General features: G+C 71.1%; 25 protein-coding genes and 2 tRNA genes. 8 read left to right on the top strand and 19 right to left on the bottom strand.

Translation table 11 applies throughout. From position 1 onward, the window contains the following. Positions 1–28: 28 nt before the first annotated feature. The 9 genes from BLU55_RS01530 to BLU55_RS01485 form a co-directional block, all read right to left on the bottom strand. The gene (locus tag BLU55_RS01530) at positions 29–667 is read right to left on the bottom strand and encodes a hypothetical protein (protein WP_157682678.1); all 639 of its coding nucleotides are present in this window, start codon (positions 665–667) and stop codon (positions 29–31) included. After that, the gene (locus BLU55_RS01525) at positions 664–927 is read right to left on the bottom strand and encodes a hypothetical protein (RefSeq protein WP_091725346.1); all 264 of its coding nucleotides are present in this window, start codon (positions 925–927) and stop codon (positions 664–666) included. The genes BLU55_RS01530 and BLU55_RS01525 overlap by 4 nt, the downstream gene beginning before the upstream one ends. A 44-nt stretch (positions 928–971) precedes the next feature. After that, positions 972–1250 carry a hypothetical protein gene (locus BLU55_RS01520; RefSeq protein ID WP_157682677.1) on the bottom strand — a complete coding sequence of 93 codons (279 nt, stop codon included), beginning with the start codon at positions 1248–1250 and terminating at the stop codon, positions 972–974. A 134-nt stretch (positions 1251–1384) separates the two neighbouring features. Then, complete coding sequence (locus BLU55_RS01515) at positions 1385–1903, bottom strand: hypothetical protein (protein WP_091725343.1); 519 nt, start codon at positions 1901–1903, stop codon at positions 1385–1387. Next, the gene (locus tag BLU55_RS01510; RefSeq protein WP_157682676.1) at positions 1900–2316 is read right to left on the bottom strand and encodes a hypothetical protein; all 417 of its coding nucleotides are present in this window, start codon (positions 2314–2316) and stop codon (positions 1900–1902) included. The genes BLU55_RS01515 and BLU55_RS01510 overlap by 4 nt, the downstream gene beginning before the upstream one ends. A gap of 597 nt (positions 2317–2913) precedes the next feature. Beyond that, on the bottom strand, positions 2914–3546 hold the full coding sequence (locus tag BLU55_RS01505; protein WP_091725339.1) for a hypothetical protein: 633 nt from the start codon (positions 3544–3546) through the stop codon (positions 2914–2916). 544 nt (positions 3547–4090) lie between these two features. Next, complete coding sequence (locus tag BLU55_RS01495) at positions 4091–4411, bottom strand: hypothetical protein (protein WP_091725336.1); 321 nt, start codon at positions 4409–4411, stop codon at positions 4091–4093. Beyond that, entirely contained in the window at positions 4395–4880 is a 486-nt protein-coding gene (locus tag BLU55_RS01490; RefSeq protein WP_091725335.1) for a helix-turn-helix domain-containing protein, read from the bottom strand. Before BLU55_RS01490 ends, BLU55_RS01495 begins: the two co-directional genes overlap by 17 nt. After that, a complete protein-coding gene (locus BLU55_RS01485) occupies positions 4877–5161 on the bottom strand; it encodes a hypothetical protein (protein WP_091725333.1) in 285 nt (94 codons plus the stop codon). The genes BLU55_RS01490 and BLU55_RS01485 overlap by 4 nt, the downstream gene beginning before the upstream one ends. Positions 5162–5336: 175 nt before the next feature. On the opposite strand from BLU55_RS01485, the gene BLU55_RS01480 reads away from it, so the two are divergent. Further along, on the top strand, positions 5337–5687 hold the full coding sequence (locus BLU55_RS01480; RefSeq protein WP_091725331.1) for a hypothetical protein: 351 nt from the start codon (positions 5337–5339) through the stop codon (positions 5685–5687). On the opposite strand, the gene BLU55_RS01475 is transcribed toward BLU55_RS01480, so the two are convergent. From BLU55_RS01475 to BLU55_RS01465, 3 genes are read right to left on the bottom strand one after another with little or no spacing between them, the layout of a single operon-like run. Next, positions 5642–6685, bottom strand: a complete 1044-nt coding sequence (locus BLU55_RS01475) for an adenosine deaminase (protein ID WP_091725330.1) — start codon at positions 6683–6685, stop codon at positions 5642–5644. The two genes, BLU55_RS01480 and BLU55_RS01475, sit on opposite strands and share 46 nt — an antisense overlap. 25 nt (positions 6686–6710) lie before the next feature. Further along, entirely contained in the window at positions 6711–7469 is a 759-nt protein-coding gene (locus BLU55_RS01470; RefSeq protein WP_091725328.1) for a DsbA family protein, read from the bottom strand. A gap of 25 nt (positions 7470–7494) precedes the next feature. Continuing rightward, a complete protein-coding gene (locus tag BLU55_RS01465; RefSeq protein ID WP_091725326.1) occupies positions 7495–7947 on the bottom strand; it encodes a DoxX family protein in 453 nt (150 codons plus the stop codon). A gap of 65 nt (positions 7948–8012) precedes the next feature. On the opposite strand from BLU55_RS01465, the gene orn reads away from it, so the two are divergent. Then, positions 8013–8624, top strand: coding sequence for an oligoribonuclease (gene orn, locus BLU55_RS01460; protein WP_091725324.1), 612 nt, complete (start codon positions 8013–8015; stop codon positions 8622–8624). Between the two features lie 69 nt (positions 8625–8693). After that, a tRNA-His gene (locus tag BLU55_RS01455) sits at positions 8694–8766 on the top strand. 72 nt (positions 8767–8838) lie between these two features. Here BLU55_RS01455 and BLU55_RS01450 read toward each other — a convergent pair. Next, positions 8839–9738, bottom strand: coding sequence for a serine protein kinase RIO (locus BLU55_RS01450; RefSeq protein WP_091725323.1), 900 nt, complete (start codon positions 9736–9738; stop codon positions 8839–8841). A gap of 175 nt (positions 9739–9913) precedes the next feature. Between BLU55_RS01450 and BLU55_RS01445 the strand changes: the two genes are divergently transcribed. Further along, positions 9914–10777: a patatin-like phospholipase family protein gene (locus tag BLU55_RS01445; RefSeq protein WP_091725321.1), complete on the top strand. Its 864-nt coding sequence runs from the start codon at positions 9914–9916 to the stop codon at positions 10775–10777. 219 nt (positions 10778–10996) lie between these two features. On the opposite strand, the gene recQ is transcribed toward BLU55_RS01445, so the two are convergent. The 3 genes from recQ to BLU55_RS01430 form a co-directional block, all read right to left on the bottom strand. Then, on the bottom strand, positions 10997–12853 hold the full coding sequence (gene recQ / locus BLU55_RS01440) for a DNA helicase RecQ (protein ID WP_091725320.1): 1857 nt from the start codon (positions 12851–12853) through the stop codon (positions 10997–10999). Positions 12854–12889: 36 nt separating this feature from the next. After that, positions 12890–13723 carry a DUF3626 domain-containing protein gene (locus tag BLU55_RS01435; RefSeq protein ID WP_091725318.1) on the bottom strand — a complete coding sequence of 278 codons (834 nt, stop codon included), beginning with the start codon at positions 13721–13723 and terminating at the stop codon, positions 12890–12892. A gap of 90 nt (positions 13724–13813) precedes the next feature. Next, positions 13814–14776 (bottom strand): pirin family protein, encoded by a 963-nt coding sequence (locus tag BLU55_RS01430; RefSeq protein ID WP_091725316.1) that lies wholly within the window; start codon positions 14774–14776, stop codon positions 13814–13816. Between the two features lie 82 nt (positions 14777–14858). Between BLU55_RS01430 and BLU55_RS01425 the strand changes: the two genes are divergently transcribed. The 4 genes from BLU55_RS01425 (at position 14859) to BLU55_RS01410 (ending at position 18212) form a co-directional block, all read left to right on the top strand. Further along, a complete protein-coding gene (locus tag BLU55_RS01425; protein WP_091725315.1) occupies positions 14859–16445 on the top strand; it encodes a phytoene desaturase family protein in 1587 nt (528 codons plus the stop codon). A 141-nt stretch (positions 16446–16586) separates the two neighbouring features. Further along, complete coding sequence (locus tag BLU55_RS01420) at positions 16587–17720, top strand: acyltransferase family protein (protein ID WP_091725313.1); 1134 nt, start codon at positions 16587–16589, stop codon at positions 17718–17720. 26 nt (positions 17721–17746) lie between these two features. Further along, positions 17747–18043: a putative quinol monooxygenase gene (locus tag BLU55_RS01415; RefSeq protein WP_091725311.1), complete on the top strand. Its 297-nt coding sequence runs from the start codon at positions 17747–17749 to the stop codon at positions 18041–18043. A 96-nt stretch (positions 18044–18139) separates the two neighbouring features. Continuing rightward, positions 18140–18212, top strand: a tRNA-Lys gene (locus BLU55_RS01410). A gap of 12 nt (positions 18213–18224) precedes the next feature. Here the strand turns inward: BLU55_RS01410 and BLU55_RS01405 are convergent. The 3 genes from BLU55_RS01405 to BLU55_RS01395 all read right to left on the bottom strand — a co-directional run bounded on the left by BLU55_RS01405 (position 18225) and on the right by BLU55_RS01395 (position 20455). Beyond that, the gene (locus tag BLU55_RS01405) at positions 18225–19418 is read right to left on the bottom strand and encodes a tyrosine-type recombinase/integrase (protein WP_197681066.1); all 1194 of its coding nucleotides are present in this window, start codon (positions 19416–19418) and stop codon (positions 18225–18227) included. A gap of 39 nt (positions 19419–19457) precedes the next feature. Continuing rightward, positions 19458–19664, bottom strand: coding sequence for a helix-turn-helix transcriptional regulator (locus tag BLU55_RS01400; protein WP_231916992.1), 207 nt, complete (start codon positions 19662–19664; stop codon positions 19458–19460). Positions 19665–19912: 248 nt separating this feature from the next. Next, entirely contained in the window at positions 19913–20455 is a 543-nt protein-coding gene (locus tag BLU55_RS01395) for a hypothetical protein (protein WP_157682675.1), read from the bottom strand. Positions 20456–20493: the final 38 nt, after the last annotated feature.

Below are 20493 nucleotides of genomic sequence, written 5' to 3'. Positions count from 1 at the left end.
GCTAACTCTCTGCTATCGCTACGTTCGATCACTGCTCCCCCACCTTTTGAAGGGCCCCGTAAAGCGCGAGACCGGAGCCGGTGATCGTGTAGACCTCGCCCCCGATTACGGACGACTGGCTCGCCATTCCCTGGCCAGCCAACCTCACCAACGAGTAGGAGAGGCGCTCCTCTGTCATGCCCATTCTCGGTGCGACCTCGCGGGTCGATCGGTTCCCCGTCTCACGTTCGTTGGCGTGGGGGCGGAACACCTCGTGCACCTCTCCGAGATAACGAAGTACAACGATATCGACGCTCACCAGGTTTTGGAGACCGGTCAGTATCAACTCGCAACTTTCGACATCGGTCTGCTGGGCGGCAGCTTGACCGAACGCGCGCCCCATCGCCTCGAGCTTCTGGTGCTGACCCGTCATGGCGGCCTCCCAGAGCAGGCGTGTTACCAGCGGAATCAGTTGCGGATTCTCAACGACGCGTTCGGCTAGGTCCTCGCGGGTCAACTGGGCTGCGTCGCACGCTGCACGAAGCGCAAGCGACCGGTTTCGGGCGTTTTCCTCCCTCATCCTCGCCCCCAACCGCTTGACGACGGGTCCCACCCCCGGCACCAGGGAGCCGGCGATGTCGCCAGCGATGTCTTCAAAAATGTCCGCGCCGCGGCGCATCGAACTCATGCCCCCCACACCGCCCTTGCGAAACTGTCGACGGCTGAGGTGTCGTCTTCGGGGATGACGTCGGCGTAGACGTTCAGGGTGACGCTACCTGGGTCGGCGGGGACGGTGTCGACGTAGTTCTGGTGGTCGCGGCTGTAGGACACCGAGGCCCACTGCTCGTCGCCGCGGGCCTGCCAGGCGTGGAGGTCGCCCTCGTACCAGGTGCCCTCGATGAGGACCTGGATCTCCGAACGGTCGGCGGGGTCGTAGACGCGGTTCACGGGCTGAGTCGGAACGCGCCGCTCGTTACTGGCGCGGATGGGTGTCAGCCCACCCGGACGTTCAACGGGCGGGACCATCGCTGCCGCAGGTCACCCGCCGACAGCTCGATCGTCAGCGTGTAGATGCCTGTCGCGTTCACCGGCAAGGGAATCTGTGCAACCGCCTGCAGGCGATGCGGCAGCGAGGGATCCTTCTTGGCTGGCAAGGTATTGGTGGACTGGTTGTAGAAGAGTGTCTCACCCGAAGGCGATGTTGCACCGAACGACAATGTGACCTGAATGCCGGGCTCAAGAACGCTGTCGTGCTCGTCCTCGGCAATCACGCACATGACTGGCACAAGGTTGGTAGGGACCTCAGGAACGACCCACGTTTGAGGTTCGACCGCCACCGCTGTGATGTGGCCTCGTGCGTCGGTCGCAGCACCCTCACTGACCACGGACATCACTGTTCGCAACTTCACGCCATACCTACCACCGTGTCGATACCGACCGACCTACACGTAGACGTGCGCCAGCTGTCAGGTTCCGTGGACAGGTGCCAACTGTCAGGTTCTAACCACTGGGCGCCATCCGCGATACGCACACTCCCGCCGAGATCGCCTCGGAAGCGGTCGACGAAGGTGCAGGCGACAGTCAAATTCTCTAAGGGTGCAGACCTCAGTTGGGCTGGCCACACATACAGCCACCCTTCCTGCGCGGGGGCATGGAGGACGTGAGGCGACATGTCTGTTATGAACGACAGGGTTTCGCTGTCGTCACTCTCTGCAGCAAGAGTTGCCCACTCCACAGCTAGGTAGACCAGTTCACTGTCGGTGTCGATCTCAGTGACGACCGCATAGCCTGCTACGCCCGACTCCGGTTCGATGACCCGGACGGTCCCGCCAACGTAGATCGGCCCCTGCACGTCCTCGAGACCGGTGAATGTCTGGTTGCCCCTGACTCGGACGTTGAGGTCAATCGTGACGTTCGCAGTCATGGCTCCCTCTTCTCCGGTCCGTCGAACTGTGCCAGAAATGTAGCGGCAATCGCCACACTGGGGTCCTCTTCGCCGAGGTTGACACAGTAGTGGGTCGGTAGCTCGGCCTCCCCCTCCTCACTGCCGTCCTTGACCAAAACGAAGCCGGAGTCGACAAGATTCCCCGCCTTGGCGCAGACGTAGTACTTCTTGTTGTTCAGGGGATCAATCCCCGCCAGCTGCGAGTCGTCAAGCAGCCGCGCAATGAGCTGGTCACGACTCTCGCCCGGACGCGCTGAGTCAGCGAAGACAGACAACCCGTAGTGCTGGGCGCGGCGGAACTCCATTCGCGCACGCTTGAGGACTGCCTCAGTGCTGGTGGGTGCGAAGCGGATGACGACCGCATCCGCAGCAAGATCCACCACCTCCGGCATGGCCGCAACCCTAGTGCGCACCTGTTCCGGAACGTCGGTTCCGCTCAGATCACCTCTGCAATGGGCAAACCCGATGGGTCCTGGATGTCACGATGCAGGCCCCCAATCGCCGGACGGTCTGACCCGCCGATCATCAAGGACCTCTCGTGCGGCGTGTGCGTTGGCGACGATCTGGGCGTGGTCGGAGCGGATCCACACGCGCACCCCGGCGCGGACGTGGGGGATCGTGCCCTTCCTGGCGCGCTTACCGACGGCCTGGCCGCTGATTCCGATGATGTCGGCGGCCTGCTCGAGGTTGAACCACTCTCGTGGTCGTCGTCGGGTGGGGCGGACGCTGGCCGCGGAGGTGTGGCCGACTCCTGCTCAGCCTTGGCCCGGCGGCGTTCCAGACGGCGCTCGAGTACGGCCTCGACGTCGGCGCGCAGCAGTGACGCGTGCGGGCCGCGCGTGCCGCGGGACCGGATCTCGCCGCGGGTCACGAGCTTGGGGACGTTGGAGACGTGGACGCCGAGGATCTGCGCGGCCTGGGCGTAGGCGTAGTCGCCGTGGTTGCGGCCGGCGTCTACGTTGTGCGGCACCTGGGCAGGGTAGAACGAACTAGGTGACCTCGATCTGACCCTGCGAGTTCTCCCAGCGCACCCCCGTGGGCAGAGCCCGAGGAACGGCCTCCCAGGGCAGTGCGTCGAGGAACTGCACAAGGTGGTGCGTGTCGATGTCGATGACCTCCCCGGGCTTGAACCACTTGAGCACCTTCGCGCGTCCACTCCAGTCCTTCGATGCCCGTCCCTTGTTGTGAACGATGTCGTTGCGATACAGGCGCAGATCTCCAAGGGCGTCGACCATCACCTCTTCGACAGGGACACCACGGGCCGCCGCAAGGCGCTCGCGCAGCGGTTCCCAGTCCGCCATGAGCGTCACTGCCCACTGCTTGAACAGGACAGTGTGACCGGAGCCGCCTCGGTCGAACTCGCGGAGGAGATCGCCCCACTGCATCATTCCAAGCGGTCGGGTGTCAGCGTCGGATCCTTCCCCGTCACCGATGAGGACGAAGTTGTCGAGAGACACATCGGGGTGAACCTGATGCATGTGACGACTGAGGTAGAACATGCCCGAACTCGCAAAGACGGAGACCGCCAACGACTCCGCGATCATGTACTTGATCGCCTCAACAACCTCGTCCTCGGTCTCCGACTCGATCGAGTTGCCGCTGTCCGTCTCACTCTGCGTCATCCGCGGACAGTAGGCGCCCCGGGACGGGGTCGACCTAGGTGTGGCGGGAATTCGCCAGCATGGATTTCCCTGCTGCTGCAACAAGAAGCCTGCGCAAACCCACCTCGGTCGCCCATCTGGCGGCGCTCCTGATTTCGGCGCCGCCTAGATCCGCCTCAGTCCGGCCGCCAGACCTCGATGAGTGTCAGCCCGAGTAGCCGCACTGCGAGCTGGTCCGCTGCTCGTCCAGTAAGACACCCGTCCCGGCGTGCACGGTAGTAGGCACGCTCCTCTGCCGAGTGCTGTCGGCCACCACGGGCGGCGAAGCCACCCCGCGCCTCGACGCGCTTGAGAAGCGGCGCCGCCGACAACTTGGCGGGGCGCCGCGTTGAACCGTCCAACAGCCGACCGGACTCCTGCTTCGCCGGTTCCGCGCTGTAGCGGTGAGCCATCAACCAACCCCACGAGCTGTACGTCCGCCCGCAGTCTCGGCACACCATCGCCGGCGTCGCCGCCTCCCCACGCGAGGTCAGGACGTACGGCACCGGCTCGTCGACGCCGGCGCTCACGACTCGACCTCGTTCACCAGAGCCCACATGGCCTCCCGGGTCTCCCGGGTCTCAGTGGCAGCGAGGATCGCGGCCACCAGCCCGGCGCCCAGGACGACCTCGAGCGGGCCGTGGTCGTCCAGCAGGACGACCTGGGGGCGGCTCCGCGGGCTGTGCTGGGTGAGGTAACAGTGCCAGCCAGTGATGGCGAGCTGGACGTTGTCGCTGGTGTGGGTGGCGTCCTCCCCGACGTGCTCGTGGGTTGCAGCCCACCCCGGGACCTGGTGATGTCGCGGGACGCGTCCCGCCGCGCACGCCTGGCTACCTAGCGGCGTCACCGTCCTTCCTGTGCTCGCAGAGGTCGCCGCGCTGCCAGGCCATCAGGCAGGCGTGGTCGATGCGCCAGCGGCCGCGGTCGCCGTCGCGGTGGGCGTGGAGATCGCCGTCGGCGATGCCATCCGTGACGTCCCTGGCGCGCACCTGCAGCCGCTCAGCGGCCTCGGTGGTGCCATAGGTCGCTCTCTCCGTGGCGCCGAGTGCGGCGTGGGGGTAGAGGTCGGGCCGCGGCGGCAACACGTCGGGCCACGCGAGCACAGGTGCTCCCGCCCGGCGGGTGTTGCCCTCGATCAGCGCCTCGAGGTCCTCGGCGCGGATGCGGGTCTTGGTGCGGGTGCCGGTCGCCGCGATCTCGACGACAGGCAGCCGGCCGGCGGCGATGAGCCCGTAGATGTGGCCGCGGCTGCAGTCGAGCTGCTCGGCCGCGTGCGTGACCGACAGCAACCGGGTCCCGGTCCTGGGGGCGCTCAAGACTCCCCACCAGCCTTACGGCGGCGCGACTGAGCGGACTTGAGCGCGATGCGCTGGTAGAACGCCCTGCGCGCGTTCTCGGCCCGCATTGCGCGCTCCTCAGCCGGGAGGGTCCGGTCGGGGTCGACCTCGTCCTCGAAGCGACGGAGCATGCCGTCCCGGGCAGGCTGCGTTGCCGCCGAGCGGTCGGGCTCTCTGGCCCATCTGGCGTTGGCGGCGATCTGCCGGCGCTCGGCCTCGGTCTCTCGACGCCGGGTGGGCTCGAGCTCGTCGTCGGTCATGTACGGGTCCTCCTCCTGGCGCCTCGAGCGGCGCCGGTTGCTAACGGCGTGCTACTCGACGACCTAGGATCGGGCCCGACTGGTCAGGAGGAAGAGTCGGCTGCAACGCCGCTCCCCCGCCTGATCAGGGCAGGGTCGGACAAGCCAGGATGACGCGGGACCGACTTCTAATCTCTTGGTCGCAGGTTCGATTCCTGCCGGGGGCGCGTCGCGGGTCGTCAACAGGAGGTCGGGGCCCATCAACACCGTCGAGCAGGGCGAGGAGCCCGACGAGCGCTTCTTCTCCGGGGACCCCGCGACCGTGGTCGCCCACCTCGTCGAGGCCGCGCGCACGGCCGGCTGGACGCTGCAGACCGTCGAGGACGACGGCCGGCGCCTGGTGTGGGTCGACCAGGGCGACCCGTCGCCCGGACGCGCCGTCCTCGAGGCGGTGCTGATGCCCGACCCCAACCACGGCTGCCTCGTCCGGCTCAGCGAGACCTACGCCGGACCCGACGCGCCGGCCGCGCCCGTCTCAGCGACGTAGGCCTCCACCTCCGCGCGGACCCGCGCCCGCACGTCGTCGGAGGCGTACGACGCGTCGAGCGCGGTCAGCGACAGGTCGGCCAGCCCCCGCTCGTCGAGGTCGAGCAAGTCGGCGGCGATGGCGTACTCCCGGTTGAGCGTGGTGCCGAACATCGGCGGGTCGTCGCTGTTGACCGTGACCAGCACGCCCGCGTCGCGGAACGCCCGGATCGGGTGCTCCTCGAGGCTGGCGACCGCGCGCGTCGCGACGTTGGACGAGGGGCACACCTCGAGGGGCACCCGGGCCTCGGCCAGGTGGGCCAGCAGGGCGGGGTCCTGGGCGGCCGACGTGCCGTGGCCGATGCGCTCGGCACCCAGCAGCTCCAGCGCGTCCCAGATCGTCTGCGGACCGGTCGTCTCCCCGGCGTGCGGCAGCGAGTGCAGGCCGGCGGCCCGTGCGGCGTCGAAGTGGCGCTGGAACTGCGGCCGCGGCACGCCGATCTCCGGTCCGCCGAGGCCCAGCGCGACCAGCGAGTCGGGCGCGTGGTCCAGCACGTAGCCGAGGGTGGCGTCCGCGCCGGGCACCCCCAGCTCGCCGGGGATGTCGTAGATCCAGCGCAGCACCAGCCCGAAGTCGCGCTCCGCGGCGACCCGGGCGTCCTCGATGGCCTCGGTGAAGGCCTCGATCGGGATGCCGGTCAGCACCGAGGTGTGCGGCGTGCAGGTGAGCTCGGCGTAGCGCACCTGCTGCCCCTCGGCCATCTCGCGGGCCACCTCGTAGGTGAGCAGCCGGACGTCCTCGGGGGTGCGGATCAGGTCGACGACGGCGAGGTAGACCTCGATGAAGTGGGCGAAGTCGCGGAAGGCGAAGAAGTCGCGCAGCGCGTCGGGGTCGCTCGGCACCGTGCCCGGGTGGCGCGACGCCAGCTCGCTGACGATGCGGGGCGACGCGGAGCCGACGTGGTGGACGTGCAGCTCGGTCTTGGGCAGGCGGGCGATGAACGAGGTGAGGTCGGCCATGACGGGCAAGCATTCCACCGACCGCTCAGCTCGTGGCGACGGCCCGCTCCAGGTCGTCGACCATCGCGCTGATGGAGGAGCCCTCCAGCGGCTTCCCGTCGAGGGTGACCGTCGGGGTGCCCTGCACGCCGGCCTTCTCGGCCGTGGCGTCGGCCGCGTCGACGAACTGCTGGTCGATCGTGCCGGACCGGATCGCGTCGAGGACCTTGCCGTCGCTCACGCCGGCGTCCTTCGCCCAGTCGGCGAGCTGGGCGTCGTCGGGCTTGGAGGAGGCGGCCTCGTAGGGCTGCTCGTCGTAGAGCTTGTCGTGGAAGGCCAGCGCCTGGGCGGGGGTGCCCTGGGCGAGGACGATGCCCCACGCGTTGAGCGCACGCTCCGAGTAGTCGTCCTGGAGCAGGTGGAACGGGCGGTACTCCACCCGCACCGTGCCCGCGGCCGCCCCGGCCTGCAGGAACGACCGCGAGCCGTTCTCGAGCTCGCGGCAGTAGGGGCACAGGAAGTCCTCGTAGACGACGACCTGGTGGGCGGCGTCCTTCGGACCGATCACCAGCGCCTGCCCCGAGGCCGCGGCGGGCACGTCGGCGCTGGGCGCGTCCTGGGAGCCGTCGCCGCCGCTGAAGATGACGACGCCGGCCACCAGCGCGCAGACCACGACCACGGCCGCCAGCGCGACCAGGAGCCGGCGGTTGCGCTCCTTGGTCGCGGCCTCGTGCTGCAGCGCGGCGGCGCGCGTGGTCCGGTCGGGTCGGCCCGACCCGGGTCGGTCGGTTCGCTTCTGGGCCATCAGGCGCCTCGTTCTCTCTCGTCGGTCACGCCGGGAAGACCAGGCCGTCCAGCGCCAGGCGGGTGCGACGTACCCACCACACCAGGCCCGAAGCGGCCAGCAGGCCTGCGTCGCGGGCGATCTCCCAGGGGTACTGCGAGAACGCGTCGGGGTCGTAGCCGCCGTCGCCGAAGCAACCGCAGCTGATCGGGATGCCGCGCACCCACACCGAGGCGATCCCCACGATGAAGGCCGCCAGCAGCAGGGCCGACGCGGCAGCTGCGACGCGGGTGAACAGCCCCAGCACGAGCAGCACCCCCACCGCGATCTCGACCGCCGGGAGCCCGCGTCCCACGGCGTCGGCGGCAGCCGGCGGGAGCAGCTGGTAGGCGCGCACGGCGGTGACGCTCGCCTCGGGGTCCGGCAGCTTGAGCCACCCGGCCCAGATCCAGGTCCCGCCCACCACCAGGCGCGCGAGGAGACCGAGCCAGCGCGACATGCGCCCACCGTAGGGGGCCGCGCTGGCGGTCGGGTGAGGAAACACCATGAGTAGGCTGAGTCGTTGTGACCGAGCGACTGGTGTGGATCGACTGCGAGATGACGGGGCTCGACCTGGAGGCCGACGCCCTGGTCGAGGTGGCCGCGCTGGTCAGCGACTTCGACCTCAACGTCCTCGGCGAGGGCGTCGACGTGGTGATCAAGCCGCCCCAGCAGGCGCTCGACCAGATGGTCGAGTTCGTCCACCAGATGCACACCAGCTCCGGCCTGCTCACCGAGCTGGAGTCGGGCGTCAGCCTGGCCGAGGCCGAGGAGGCGGTCCTGACCTACGTGCGGTCGCAGTGCCCCGAGGGCAGCCGCCCGCCGCTCGCCGGCAACTCGGTGGCCACCGACCGCGCCTTCATCAGCCGCGACATGCCGCAGCTCGAGCAGGCCCTGCACTACCGGATCGTCGACGTCTCCTCCATCAAGGAGCTCTCGCGCCGGTGGTTCCCCCGCGCCTACTACAACGCCCCCCAGAAGGGCGGCAACCACCGCGCGCTCGCCGACATCCAGGAGAGCATCGAGGAGCTGCGCTACTACCGCGACGCCGTCTTCGTGCCCCCGCCCGGGCCGGACTCCAAGGAGGCCAAGCGCATCGCCGCGCTCCACCAGGCCTCGCTGACGCAGCCTCACTAGCCCCGATTTCAGGCCCCGGCAGGGAGCCGTTAGACTCCCTGTCGGTTCTTCCCTCCACGGGAAGCCATGGTGGGTATAGCTCAGCTGGTAGAGCGCCGCCTTGTGGTGGCGGATGTCGCGGGTTCAAGTCCCGTTACTCACCCCGGTGGTCGAGCCCCCGGTCGCAGCGATGCGGCCGGGGGCTCGTCCCCTTCCCGGGCACTCCCGGCCGCGCTCAGAACGCGTGGGCCAGCAGGTCGGCGTACAGCTCGTGCTCGTCGACCGGGAGGCCGCGCGAGCGGAACCACCGGCAGACGTTGGTGCAGTCGCGCAGCAGGAAGTCCGGCCCGGCCGGGTTGGCCACCAGGTCCACGACCTGCGGGAGATCGATGACGACCAGCCGCTCCCCCGCCGCCAGCACGTTGTACGCCGACAGGTCGCCGTGAACGAGCCCGTGCCGGGCGAGCTCGGCCAGGACGTGCACGAGCTGGTCGTGGTACGACGCCAGCAGCGCGCGGTCCGGCCGGGTCTGGGCCAGCCGCGGCGCGCTGGCCCCGTCGACGGTGATCCACTCCATGAGGAGCTCGGTCCCGTCGAGCTGCACCGGGTAGGGCACGGGCAGGCCCAAGCCGTGCAGCCGGACCAGCGCCTCCCACTCGGCCCAGGCCCACTGGCCGGCGGCGACCGCCCGGCCGTACGCCGACCGCTTGGCCACCGCGCGGGCGTCACGGGTACGGCGGGTCCGACGGCCCGCGGTGTAGTCGCCCGAGCGGTGGAAGTCGCGGTGCTCCTCGCCGCGGTAGCGCTTGGCCGCCATCACCACGCCGCGATCGGGCTCGTGGGGGTCGGCCCGCTCGAGCAGGAAGACGTCGCCCTCCTTGCCGGTCTTGAGGATGCCGAGGTCGGTGTCCACCGCACCCCGGGAGGTCACCACCCAGTCGGGGCGCGGCTCGGGTCCCCGACACAGCGGGTCGACGTCGAGCCAGGTCGACCAGCGGCGGCCGGGTCCCTCCGGGTCGTCGTAGGGGTCCCAGTCGACGACGTACGCCGGGTCGACGTCGTCGGTGGTCCGCTGGCTGGTCGAGCCAGCAGGGTCAGCCGGGTCGGTGGTGCGGTCCTGCGGAGGCGTGGGCACGAGGGCTCCAGGGGGTCGGGAGGGATCGGTCTGCGGACAGGCCGAGGACGGTCGTGGTCACGTCAGCTCCTCTCGACGGGCACCGGCGGTCTCCGGTGGCTCGGACCCAGCGTGGCCGCGTCGACGAGGGGTGGGCAACGGGTTTTCGCGCGGGACTGTCCGGCACACTGACCCGGTGACGAAGCGAGCTCTGGTCCTCGGCGGCGGCGGCATCACCGGGATCGCCTGGGAGACCGGGCTGCTGGCCGGCCTGGCCGAGGCGGGCGTCGACCTGACCACGGCCGACCGGGTGGTCGGCACCTCGGCCGGCTCCATCGTCGGGGCGCAGGTCACCTCGGCCATCCCGCTCGAGGAGCTCTACCGCCGCCAGCTGCTCACGCCCGCCGAGCTGGGCGACACCGCCCCGCTGGCCTCGATCGGCCCGGCGGTCGCGGCGCGCTTCGCCGTGGCCCTGCTGCGGGCCCGGGGCGACGTCGAGCGCTTCGGCCGGATCCTGGGCCGGCAGGCGGTGGCCCTGACCGCGAAGGGGCGCACGCCGACGGTCGCGGAGCGCTACGAGCAGGTGGCCCAGCGCATCGGCGGCCTGGAGTGGACCGACCGCGACCTCGTGGTGACCGCGGTCGACGTGGAGACGGGGCGGCTCGTGGCGTTCGGCCCGCGCGGCCCCCACCCGGAGGTGTCGCTCGAGGACGCCGTGAACGCCTCGTGCGCCGTGCCGTGCGTCTACCCGCCGATCCCGATCGGGGGACGCACCTACGTCGACGGCGGCGCCCGCTCCGGCGCCAACGCCGACCTCGCGGCCGGGGCCGACACCGTCGTGGTCCTCTCCCCGCTCGACCGCGGCATCGGCCCGATCCGCAGCGCGACCCGGCAGCTCGAGGAGCTGGGCGTGCCGCACGTGGTCATCACGCCCGACGCCGGCTCCCGGGCCGCCATCGGCAAGAACGTCCTGGACCCCGCCGCCCGCCCGCCGTCGGCCCGCGCAGGCCGCGCCCAGGCCCCCGCCCACGTCGAGCAGCTCCGCGCGCTCTGGGGCTGAAGGATCCCCTCGGCCCCCGAGAACGTCGCCCACCGGTCCCTGAGGAGGTCGCCCTGGCGACCGTCTCGAAGGGCCGCCCCTCGCCCCCTGAGGAGGTCGGCCTCGCGACCGTCTCGAAGGGCCGGCCCTTCGAGACAGGACTCCGTCCTTCCTCAGGGACCGAGGGCGGTCATTCCTCGAGGACCGGAGGGGGCCCTTCGTCAGGACCGGGGGCCCTGGTCAGGGGGCGAGGGGGTCGGCGAGGGCCTCGAGGAGGGCGTCGCCCCACTTGTCGAGCTTGCCGGCGCCGATGCCGGAGATGCCGGAGAGGGCGGCGCGGTCGGTGGGCTGCTCGGCGGCGACCTGGCGCAGCGTGGCGTCGTGGAAGATGACGTACGCCGGGAGGCCGGCCTCCTTGGCCGTGGTGGCCCGCCAGCTGCGGAGCCGCTCGAAGCGGTCCTCCCCCGCGGCGTCGAGCGCGATCGCGTCGGCCGCCGCGCTGCGGCGCCCCGAGCCGGCGGAGCGCTTGCGCGACGAGCGGGGCGCCTCGGTGCGCAGCGGCACCTGGCGGCCGGAGCGGAGCACCTCGTTGGAGCCCTCGGTCAGCTCGAGGGTGCCGTAGCCGTCGGCCGTGACGGCCAGCAGTCGCCGCGCCAGGAGCTGGCGCACGACCCCCCGCCACCCGGCCGCGTCGAGCTCGGTGCCGATGCCGAAGACCGACAGGTCGGTGTGACCGAGCTGGGTGACCCGCGGAGTGGCGTTGCCGAGCAGGATGTCGACGACGTGGCCGGCGCCGTACCGCTGGCCGCGCTGGTGCAGCCGGACGACCGCGGAGAGCAGCTTCTGCGCGGCGACGGTGCCGTCCCAGGTCTGCGGCGGGCTGGTGCAGGTGTCGCAGTTGCCGCAGGGCTGGGCGTCCTGGCCGAAGTAGGCGAGCAGCTGCACGCGGCGGCACTCCACGGTCTCGCACAGCGCGAGCATCGCGTCGAGGTTCTGGCCGAGGCGGCGCCGGTGGGCCGCGTCGCCGTCGGAGGTGTCGATCATCCGGCGCTGCTGCACGACGTCGGCCAGGCCGTAGGCCAGCCAGGCCGTGGCGGGAGCACCGTCGCGTCCGGCGCGGCCGGTCTCCTGGTAGTAGCCCTCGACCGACTTGGGCAGGTCGAGGTGGGCCACGAAGCGCACGTCGGGCTTGTCGATGCCCATGCCGAAGGCGATCGTCGCGGTCATCACCAGGCCGGGCTCGCGCAGGAACCGCGCCTGGTGGTCCGCGCGGACCGACGCTTCCAGACCGGCGTGGTACGGCAGCGCGGTGATGCCGTTCTTGGACAGGAACGCCGCCGTCTCCTCGACCGACCTGCGCGAGAGGCAGTAGACGATGCCGGCGTCGCCCGCGTGCTCGGTGCGCAGCAGCTCGAGCAGCTGGGCGCGCGGGTTGTCCTTGGACACGATGCGGTACTCGATGTTGGGCCGGTCGAAGCTGGCCACGGAGGTGCGCGCCGACTGCAGGTGGAGCCGCTCGGTGATGTCGACCGCGGTCGCGGCGGTGGCGGTCGCGGTCAGCGCGATCCGGGGCACGTCGGGCCACCGGTCGCCGAGGACCGCCAGCTGGAGGTAGTCGGGCCGGAAGTCGTGGCCCCACGAGGAGACGCAGTGCGCCTCGTCGATCGCGAACAGCGCGATCCGGCCGCGGTCGAGCAGCTGCAGCGTGGAGGGCACCGAGAGCCGCTCGGGGGCGAGGTAGAGCAGGTCGAGCTCGCCGCCGACGTACGCCGCCTCGACCGCCCGGCGCTGGTCGGGGTCCTGCGTGGAGTTGAGGAAGGCCGCGCGCACCCCCAGCGCGGCGAGGGCGTCGACCTGGTCCTGCATCAGCGCGATCAGCGGCGAGACCACCACGCCGGTGCCGGGGCGCACCAGCGCGGGCACCTGGTAGCACAGCGACTTCCCGGCGCCGGTCGGCATCAGCACGACCGCGTCGCCCCCGGCGACGACGGTGTCGATCACCTCGGCCTGGTCACCCCGGAACCCGGGGTAGCCGAACACCGTCCGCAGCACCTCCAGCGGGCTGGTCGTGCTGGTCGCGGTGGTGGGGTCGGGCATGTGGCCCATCGTCTCAGGAGCGGGACAGGCCCGGGCTCAGGGACCCACAGGGCGGCCCAGCACCGCGATGCAGTGCCACAGCAGCTTGAGGTCCTGGGGGTCCTCGCCCCCGGCGAGCGCGGCACGACCGAGGATGGCGGCGTCCAGGACGCCGGCGGCTGCGACGCGACGACCGACCTCGACGACGTGGGGCCCGCGGAGGTCGGGGCGCGCCTGGAGGTCCTCGAGCAGCAGCCGGCGTCCCTCGTGCCACTCGACCGGCACGCCCAGGTCCCACGCCTGCTGCTCGGTGGCCGTGCCACGGAAGGACGGGTCGAGGACGACGGCCTCCACGTCGGTGCCCAGCTCCACCGGGCCGTGGACGTGCGCCTCGACGTAGTCGTCGAGGACTCCCCCCTCGGCCGGCCCGAGCTCGCCCGCGCGCAGGCGGGCGTCGAAGCGCTCCACCAGCGGCAGCAGGTCGAAGCGGTCGGCGGTCCCCGTCGCCGTGGGCTCGGACACCGAGTCGGGGAAGCAGAACGTGCTGCGGTCGAGGACCGCCTCCGTCAGGCGCAGGTGGGCCGACCCGAAGCGCGGGGCGCCCCCGATGCGCCGCCGGCGGTGGTCGAGGGCGCCGTACTTCGGGCGCTCCGCGGGGGCGGCGTCGTCGTAGGCGCGTCCGAACAGGCGCTGCTCCCACCGCCAGCGAGCGCCGCCCCGGTGGGCGCCGAGCCCGCCGTTGCTCGTGCCGGTCTCGAACTGCGACCGGTAGGCACCGTCCCGGGCGAGGCCCGTGAGCACGCTCGTCGCACCGAGCACGCGGTCCGGGTGGAAGTTGAGCGTCACCCGCAGCGACCGGTCCAGCGGTCCGCCCGACGACGTGCCGGCCACGTGCGCGAGGGCCCGCCGCGCCCGCTCGCCCGTCCGTCCACCCGGCCGATGGTGCCAAAGGACCGGCCGGTGCCGCAGGCCCCGCTCGCCTCAGGAGCGGGTGTGCTCCGCGGGGATGCTCCCCAGACGACCCTTCTGGAAGTCCTCGTAGGCCGCCACCACCTCCGCGCGGGTGTTCATCACGAACGGCCCGGCCCAGGCGATCGGCTCGCGGATCGGCTGCCCGCCCAGCACGACGACGTCCAGGGCCGGGGTGCGCCCGTCCTGCGTGCGGTCGGCCTCGACGCTGACGAAGTCGCCCGCGCCCAGCACGGCCAGCTGCCCGGCCGAGACCGGGCGACGCTCGTCGCCCACGGTGCCGCGGCCCGAGAGCACGTAGACCAGCCCGTTGTACGCCGCCTCCCACGGCAGGTCGAGCCGCGCGCCCGGCTCGAGGGTCGGGTGCACCAGCGTCATCGGGGTGTACGTCGACCCGGGGCCGCGGGTCGACCCGACCCGACCGGCGATGACCCGCACCAGCGCGCCGGCGTCCGCGGAGGTGGCCAAGCCGACCTGGCCCGAGGTGATCGGCTGGTAGGCCGGCGTCGACCACTTGGCGTCGCGCGGCAGGTTGACCCACAGCTGCAGGCCGTGGAAGAGCCCGCCCCGGGTGACCAGCCACTCCGGCGGGGCCTCGATGTGCAGCAGGCCCGACCCGGCGGTCATCCACTGGGTGTCGCCGTCGGTGATCGACCCGCCACCGCCGTGGCTGTCGTGGTGGTCCATGACGCCGTCGATCATGTAGGTCACGGTCTCGAAGCCGCGGTGGGGGTGCCACGAGGTGCCCTTGGGCTCGCCCGGGGCGTACTCCACCTCCCCCATCTGGTCCAGGTGCACGAAGGGGTCGAGGTCGCGCAGGTCGACGCCGGCGAAGGCGCGGCGGACGGGGAAGCCCTCGCCCTCGTAGCCCTGCGGCGCGGTGACGACCTGCGTCACCGGACGCACGGTGTCGCCGAGGCCCGGCGCGGCCAGGCGCTCCAGGACGGTCAGGTCGGACACGGTCACAGCGGGCATCGGGCACCTCCGGGGTGGGATCAGTGTGGACCCAACGCTAGTTGAAGATTCAATGTTCCCGGCGGGCGGTAGGTTGCCCGCCATGGGAGCGGGAGCGCAGCGCGCGGCGTACGACGTGGTGATCGTGGGGGGCGGCCACAACGGCCTGACGGCGGCGGCGTACCTCTCCGGGGCGGGGCTCTCGGTGCTGGTCCTCGAGCGGCTCGGCCACACGGGTGGCGCGGCCATCAGCACCCGGGCCTTCCCGGGGCTGCCGGCACGGCTCTCGCGCTACTCCTACCTGGTCTCGCTGCTCCCCGAGCAGCTCGCCCGCGAGCTCGACCTGCCGCTGGAGCTGGTCTCGCGCCGCACCGCGTCGTACTCCCCCACGGTGCGCGACGGGCGCCACGTCGGCCTGCTCGTGGAGCGCGAGGAGGGCGAGGCGACCCGGCGGTCGTTCGCCGAGCTGACCGGCGGCGAGCAGGAGCACGCCGCGTGGCAGCGCTTCTACGCCGAGGTTGGCGACCTGGCGCGGGTCGTCGCCCCGACCCTGATGGCCCCGCTCCCGACCGCCCGGGGCCTGCGCGAGCAGGTCGACCCGGCGACGTGGGACGCCATCGTCGAGCAGCCGCTGGGCCGGGTCGTCGAGGAGCGCTTCGCCGACGACCTGGTGCGCGGCGTGGTCGCCACCGACGCGCTCATCGGCACCTTCGCCTCGCTGCACGACCCCTCCCTGGTGCAGAACCGCTGCTTCCTCTACCACCTCATCGGCAACGGCACCGGCGAGTGGAAGGTCCCCGTCGGGGGCATGGGCGCGGTCACCGGGGCGCTCGCCCGCACCGCGACCGTGCGCGGTGCCGAGATCCTCACCGGCGCGGGCGTCAGCGCGATCCGCCCCGGGGTCGGGGGCGACGGCGCCGAGGTGGTCTGGCACGACGGCGAGCGCGAGCACGGCGTCCGCGCCGACCGCGTGCTGTCCAACGTCGCCCCGTGGGTGCTGCGCCTGCTGCTCGAGGAGGAGGGCACGTCGGCCGACAAGCCGTCGGGGGCCCAGCTCAAGATCAACTTCCTGCTCTCCCGCCTGCCCCGGCTCCGGAGCGGGCACGACCCCCGCGAGGCCTTCGCCGGCACCCTGCACGTCGCCGAGGAGTACTCCGTGCTGGAGCGCTCCTGGGCCGAGGCGGCGGCCGGCCAGGTGCCCTCGACGCCGCCGGGCGAGTTCTACTGCCACTCCCTCACCGACCCCTCGATCCTGGGCGAGCTGGCCGACGACGGCGTCCACACGCTGACCTACTTCGGGCTGCACATGCCCTCCGAGCTGTTCGCCTCCGACCGCGCGGGCCGTCGTGACGAGGCGGTGCGCAAGGCGATCGCCGCCATCGACGTGCACCTCGCCGAGCCCCTCGAGGACTGCCTGCTGCGCGGCCCCGACGGACGCCCGTGCCTGGAGGCCAAGGTGCCGCAGGACGTCGAGGACGACCTCGCGATGCCCGGCGGCCACATCTTCCACGGCGACCTGGAGTGGCCGTGGGCCGGCGACCGGCAGGCCCTCGACACCGCTGCGCAGCAGTGGGGCGTGGCCACGGACCACGAGGACGTGCTGCTCTGCGGCTCGGGCGCCCGCCGCGGCGGCGCCGTCAGCGGGCTCGGGGGTCACAACGCGGCGCAGGCCGTGCTCGCCGAGCGCTGAGCGACGCGCCCGCAGGGGCGTGCCGGTCCAGAGGTCTGGACCAGGACGCCCCGAGCATGACCGTCCACTGACAGGACCGGGCGCTCGGACCTACCCTCGTCGTGCGGCGGGTCGGCACCCCTCGCGGGCGAACGGGGAGCCATGAAGGACGACGCACGCACGGCCGCACTACCGCACCTGCCGTCCCTCGACGGCCTCAGGACGCTGGCGGTGGTGCTGACCTCGCTCATCCACCTCGAGCCCGACCTGGTCCCCGGTGGCTTCATCGGGGTCGACGTCTTCTTCGTGCTCAGCGGCTTCCTCATCACCAGCATCCTGCTGCGCGAGCACGCCCTCACGGGCCGCCTGGACCTGCGCCGCTTCTACGTCCGTCGCGCCCGCCGGCTGCTGCCCGCCGTGCTCGCGCTGATGGCGGTCTTCGGACTGGTCACCGTGCTGCTCACGCCGACCGTGCGCGACCTCGTCGTCGCGGCGGTCACCTTCGGCGGGGTGATGACCTACACCATGAACTGGGCCTCGGTCGTGGGCCACGACGTGCCCTGGCAGGTGGACCACCTGTGGTCGCTCTCGGTCGAGGAGCAGTTCTACCTGCTCTGGCCCCTGGTGCTGATCTTCTTCCTGCCCCGCGTGCGCCGACGCACGCTGCTGGCGCTCACGCTCGCCGGCGTCGCGCTCTCGACGGTCGCGCAGGCCGTCGTCTTCGACGGCACCCACAGCGTGTCCATCGCCTACGAGGCCAGCCCGCTGCACGCGCAGGGCATCCTCATCGGCTGCGCCGTCGCCCAGGTCTTCGCCCGACGCCCCGACCCCACGGTCGCCTTCGAGTGGTTCGGCCGACGCAGCTGGACGACCTGGCTGGGCCTGGCCGCGCTCGGCGCGATGGCCGTGGGCCTCGACCTCGACCACCGGCCGGCGTACAACGGGGGGATCCTGCTGGCCTCGGTCGCCGCCGCTGTGGTGGTGGTGGGGCTGATCTCGCAGGACATGGCCGGTCGCGACAGCACCGTGCGCCGGTGGTTCTCCAGCGCGCCGATGGTGGCGCTGGGCAAGCGGTCCTACTCGATCTACCTGTGGCAGAACTTCATGGCGTGGGCGCTCACGCCCCTGCTGCGCGACAGCCTGCTGTGGGTCCCCGCCAACGTGGTCGCCACCCTGGCCGCCGCGGAGCTGTCCTACCGCTTCGTCGAGCGCCGCTGGATGAGCCCGCGCCCGCCCCGCGCGACCCGGACGCCGCGTCGCCAGCCGACCCACCGGGCGGCCGACGCACTACGGTGAGCGGCACCCACCACCGAGGAGCGCCCATGAGCGTCAACGTCGTCGCCGTCATCACCGCCAAGCCCGGGTCCGAGGACGCCGTGCGCGCCGCCCTCGAAGCGCTGGTGGCCCCCACCCGCGCCGAGGCGGGGTGCCTGTCCTACGACCTGTCCGAGTCGGTCGCCGCCCCCGGCACCTTCGTCACCGTCGAGGAGTGGAGCGACCCCTCCGACCTCGACCAGCACCTCGCCACCGACCACGTCCAGGGCGCCCTGGCCAGCGTCGGGGAGCAGCTCGCCGCACCCCCGGCGATCCACCCGCTCAAGCCGCTCGTCGTCGGCTGACTGCGTCCCGGACCACCTCCGCGCGGGGGTGGTCCAGGACACACCGCCCCGATTTCACCCCGGGGTCGGTGGCTGATAACGTTCCACTCGCTTCACGCGCCAGTAGCTCAATTGGCAGAGCAGCTGACTCTTAATCAGCGGGTTCGGGGTTCAAGTCCCTGCTGGCGCACAAAGACCCAGGTCAGGTCCCTCCGGGGGCCTGGCCTTCGTCGTTCCCCATTGTTTTGCCATTGTTTTCGCCCGACGGCGCTATGTCCCGTAACCGGTCGTCGAGTGCGAGCGCTGCGGGCGAGCCAACCGACCGGCGGGCGAGATAGACGTCCTGGGTCATGGAGATCCGGCTGTGCCCGAGCTGGTCCGCGATCAGGCGCGCCGACAGCGCCGCCTCGTCGAGGATGGTCGCTGCGGTCTTTCGGAACGTGTGGGACGTGACCCACGGCATCCCCGCGGACTCTCGCGCCTCGCGCAGCTCGCGGCGGACGTTTGAAGGATCTCGGAAGCCGCCGACCACGTCGGGGAACAGCGGCTGGTCGAGTCGTGCCCCGCTCATGAAGCGCCGCTGCAGCACGGCCAAGGCCGATGCCGGGAGGTCCAGCAATCGATCCCCCGAACTCGTCTTGGTGGACTTGCGGAGCAGCCCCTCCCCACGGACACGGACGAGCGTGCTGCTCACGTGCACCGTGCCGGCCGCGAAGTCGACCTCCGACCACACCGTCGCCAGCGCCTCCCCGATGCGAACTCCCGTGGCCAGCATGAAGAACACGAGCTCGGGGAGATCGTGCCGTCTCGCCTTCTCGTCCTGAGCCAGCCACGTCAGCAGCTCGACGCGTTCTGCCGCCTCGAGCGCACGCGGTGAGCGCCGCGCCGTCGACTCGATGCGCTCCACCTCGCGGACTGGGTTGGCCAGCGCAGCACCGTGCCGCACCGCTTGGCCCATGACTCCTGAGATCACCGACCGAGCCGTCTTGGCCGTCGCTGGACTGACCGTGCTCTTGATGCTCGAGATCACTCGGTCCACGAGAGGGGTGGTGATCTCCCCGAGTCGGAGCTCTCCCATAGCCGGCAGCACGTGCAGCCGCAGCTGACGCCGGTAGATCTCGGCCGTGGACGGCGATCGGCTGCCATCGGACACCAGCGAGTCGATCCGCTGGACCCATAGAGCTGCGGCGTCGCTGAACCGAGACATGCTCGTCAGCTCACCTCGTCGACCTGCCTGAGAACGGTTCTGCAGCTTGGCGCGCAGGGTCTGGCTGGCCTGGGTCGACGTCCTGCCGCTGGCCTCGACCAGGCGGGTGACCCCGTCGAAGTCGCGGTAGTAGGCCCGCGCCCTGAAGCGTTTGGTCGGCTTCCCGCCGACAGGGTCGGTCCTGATCAAGCCCCACGATCCCAACGGAAGCGGTCTGCGGCCCATCGCTCAGGACGCTTGCGAGGTCTGACCGGCGACCCAGGCCCGCACCTCGTCGGGGCGGTAGCGCACCTTGTTGCCAAGGCGGTAGCCCGGCGGTCCGTACCCTCGGCCACGCCACCCGTAGAGCGTGGCGGCGGCGAGCCCGAGGTACGTCGCCGTCTCGTGCACGCTCCACAGCGCCTCGAACCTGCTGGGTGCATCCGCTTCCACCACGAGCGCTACTCCTTGTCGCCAGGACCCGCAGGTCTGTTGCCGCTTGATAGCTCCTTCGACATGGAACATCGCTGTCGACTTGATCGGGACCCCAGGAGCGAGACGTCTGAGCGCGTCCCTAGGAAGAGCGGACGCGCATTGACGGCCTGAGTGGAGGCCCTTGCAGGCGTGCCCCGCCAGGTGCCAGCGGCCGGCGTACCTCAGGGCCCACCCTGGCCACCGCGCCGATAGCGCTCGGAGAACTCGTACTACGACCCAGGAACTCCGTCGGCGGGTCTGCCATTTCGCACTGCATCTTGAACGCGAATAGCTGCAGCGCGCAAGCGCACGTGGGCAGCCTCAGCCGCTTCCCGGTCCAACTGCAAAGACGTGCGCATGACATTGATCGCCATTTGCAACTTGTCAGGGAAGATCATGGGCTCGGCGTCGTTCCGCACGACCATGGCGAATCGCACGCGGTGTCGCTTCCCCAGCGAGTTGAGGAGGTCCACCTCGTCCTTCTCGGCGAGGTCGTAGTGCAGATCGTGAACGATCCGATTGCGCAGCACATTAAGACGCTTGAAGGCCCCCTTCTCGTCTTCAGCCATCAGACCGTGGGCCGCCACCAGTCCAACCTTCAGATCAAAGGGCAATCGGATGAGGCTCACCTGATTCGGAAAAGGCATCGCCGCACGCAAGGAGTTCAGCAGCTCAGCTTCCAGCCACAGGTGGCCAAACAGGACTGAAGACCGCGGCGAACCGTCACCGACGTCTTCAAAGAAGCGATCCTCGACTGGCTGCTCTCCACTCATCCTGCGAACTTGCCACAACCGGGCTTGGGGCCGTCGCA

This window comes from Nocardioides scoriae, from assembly GCF_900104965.1.
GTDB lineage: Bacteria > Actinomycetota > Actinomycetes > Propionibacteriales > Nocardioidaceae > Marmoricola > Marmoricola scoriae.
Note: the sequence above shows the minus strand (reverse complement) of the source record. Positions and strands in the feature narration are given on the sequence as shown.

Bases quoted from the DNA above. Each gene is read 5' to 3' on its own strand.
- BLU55_RS01530 (WP_157682678.1), bottom strand. From the start codon at position 667: ATGAGTTCGATGCGCCGCGGCGCGGACATTTTTGAAGACATCGCTGGC.
- BLU55_RS01515 (WP_091725343.1), bottom strand. From the start codon at position 1,903: ATGACTGCGAACGTCACGATTGACCTCAACGTCCGAGTCAGGGGCAAC.
- BLU55_RS01510 (WP_157682676.1), bottom strand. From the start codon at position 2,316: ATGCCGGAGGTGGTGGATCTTGCTGCGGATGCGGTCGTCATCCGCTTC.
- BLU55_RS01505 (WP_091725339.1), bottom strand. From the start codon at position 3,546: ATGACGCAGAGTGAGACGGACAGCGGCAACTCGATCGAGTCGGAGACC.
- BLU55_RS01485 (WP_091725333.1), bottom strand. From the start codon at position 5,161: ATGACCGACGACGAGCTCGAGCCCACCCGGCGTCGAGAGACCGAGGCC.
- BLU55_RS01475 (WP_091725330.1), bottom strand. From the start codon at position 6,685: ATGGCCGACCTCACCTCGTTCATCGCCCGCCTGCCCAAGACCGAGCTG.
- BLU55_RS01470 (WP_091725328.1), bottom strand. From the start codon at position 7,469: ATGGCCCAGAAGCGAACCGACCGACCCGGGTCGGGCCGACCCGACCGG.
- BLU55_RS01465 (WP_091725326.1), bottom strand. From the start codon at position 7,947: ATGTCGCGCTGGCTCGGTCTCCTCGCGCGCCTGGTGGTGGGCGGGACC.
- recQ (WP_091725320.1), bottom strand. From the start codon at position 12,853: ATGCCCGACCCCACCACCGCGACCAGCACGACCAGCCCGCTGGAGGTG.
- BLU55_RS01430 (WP_091725316.1), bottom strand. From the start codon at position 14,776: ATGCCCGCTGTGACCGTGTCCGACCTGACCGTCCTGGAGCGCCTGGCC.
- BLU55_RS01425 (WP_091725315.1), top strand. From the start codon at position 14,859: ATGGGAGCGGGAGCGCAGCGCGCGGCGTACGACGTGGTGATCGTGGGG.
- BLU55_RS01420 (WP_091725313.1), top strand. From the start codon at position 16,587: ATGAAGGACGACGCACGCACGGCCGCACTACCGCACCTGCCGTCCCTC.
- BLU55_RS01415 (WP_091725311.1), top strand. From the start codon at position 17,747: ATGAGCGTCAACGTCGTCGCCGTCATCACCGCCAAGCCCGGGTCCGAG.
- BLU55_RS01395 (WP_157682675.1), bottom strand. From the start codon at position 20,455: ATGAGTGGAGAGCAGCCAGTCGAGGATCGCTTCTTTGAAGACGTCGGT.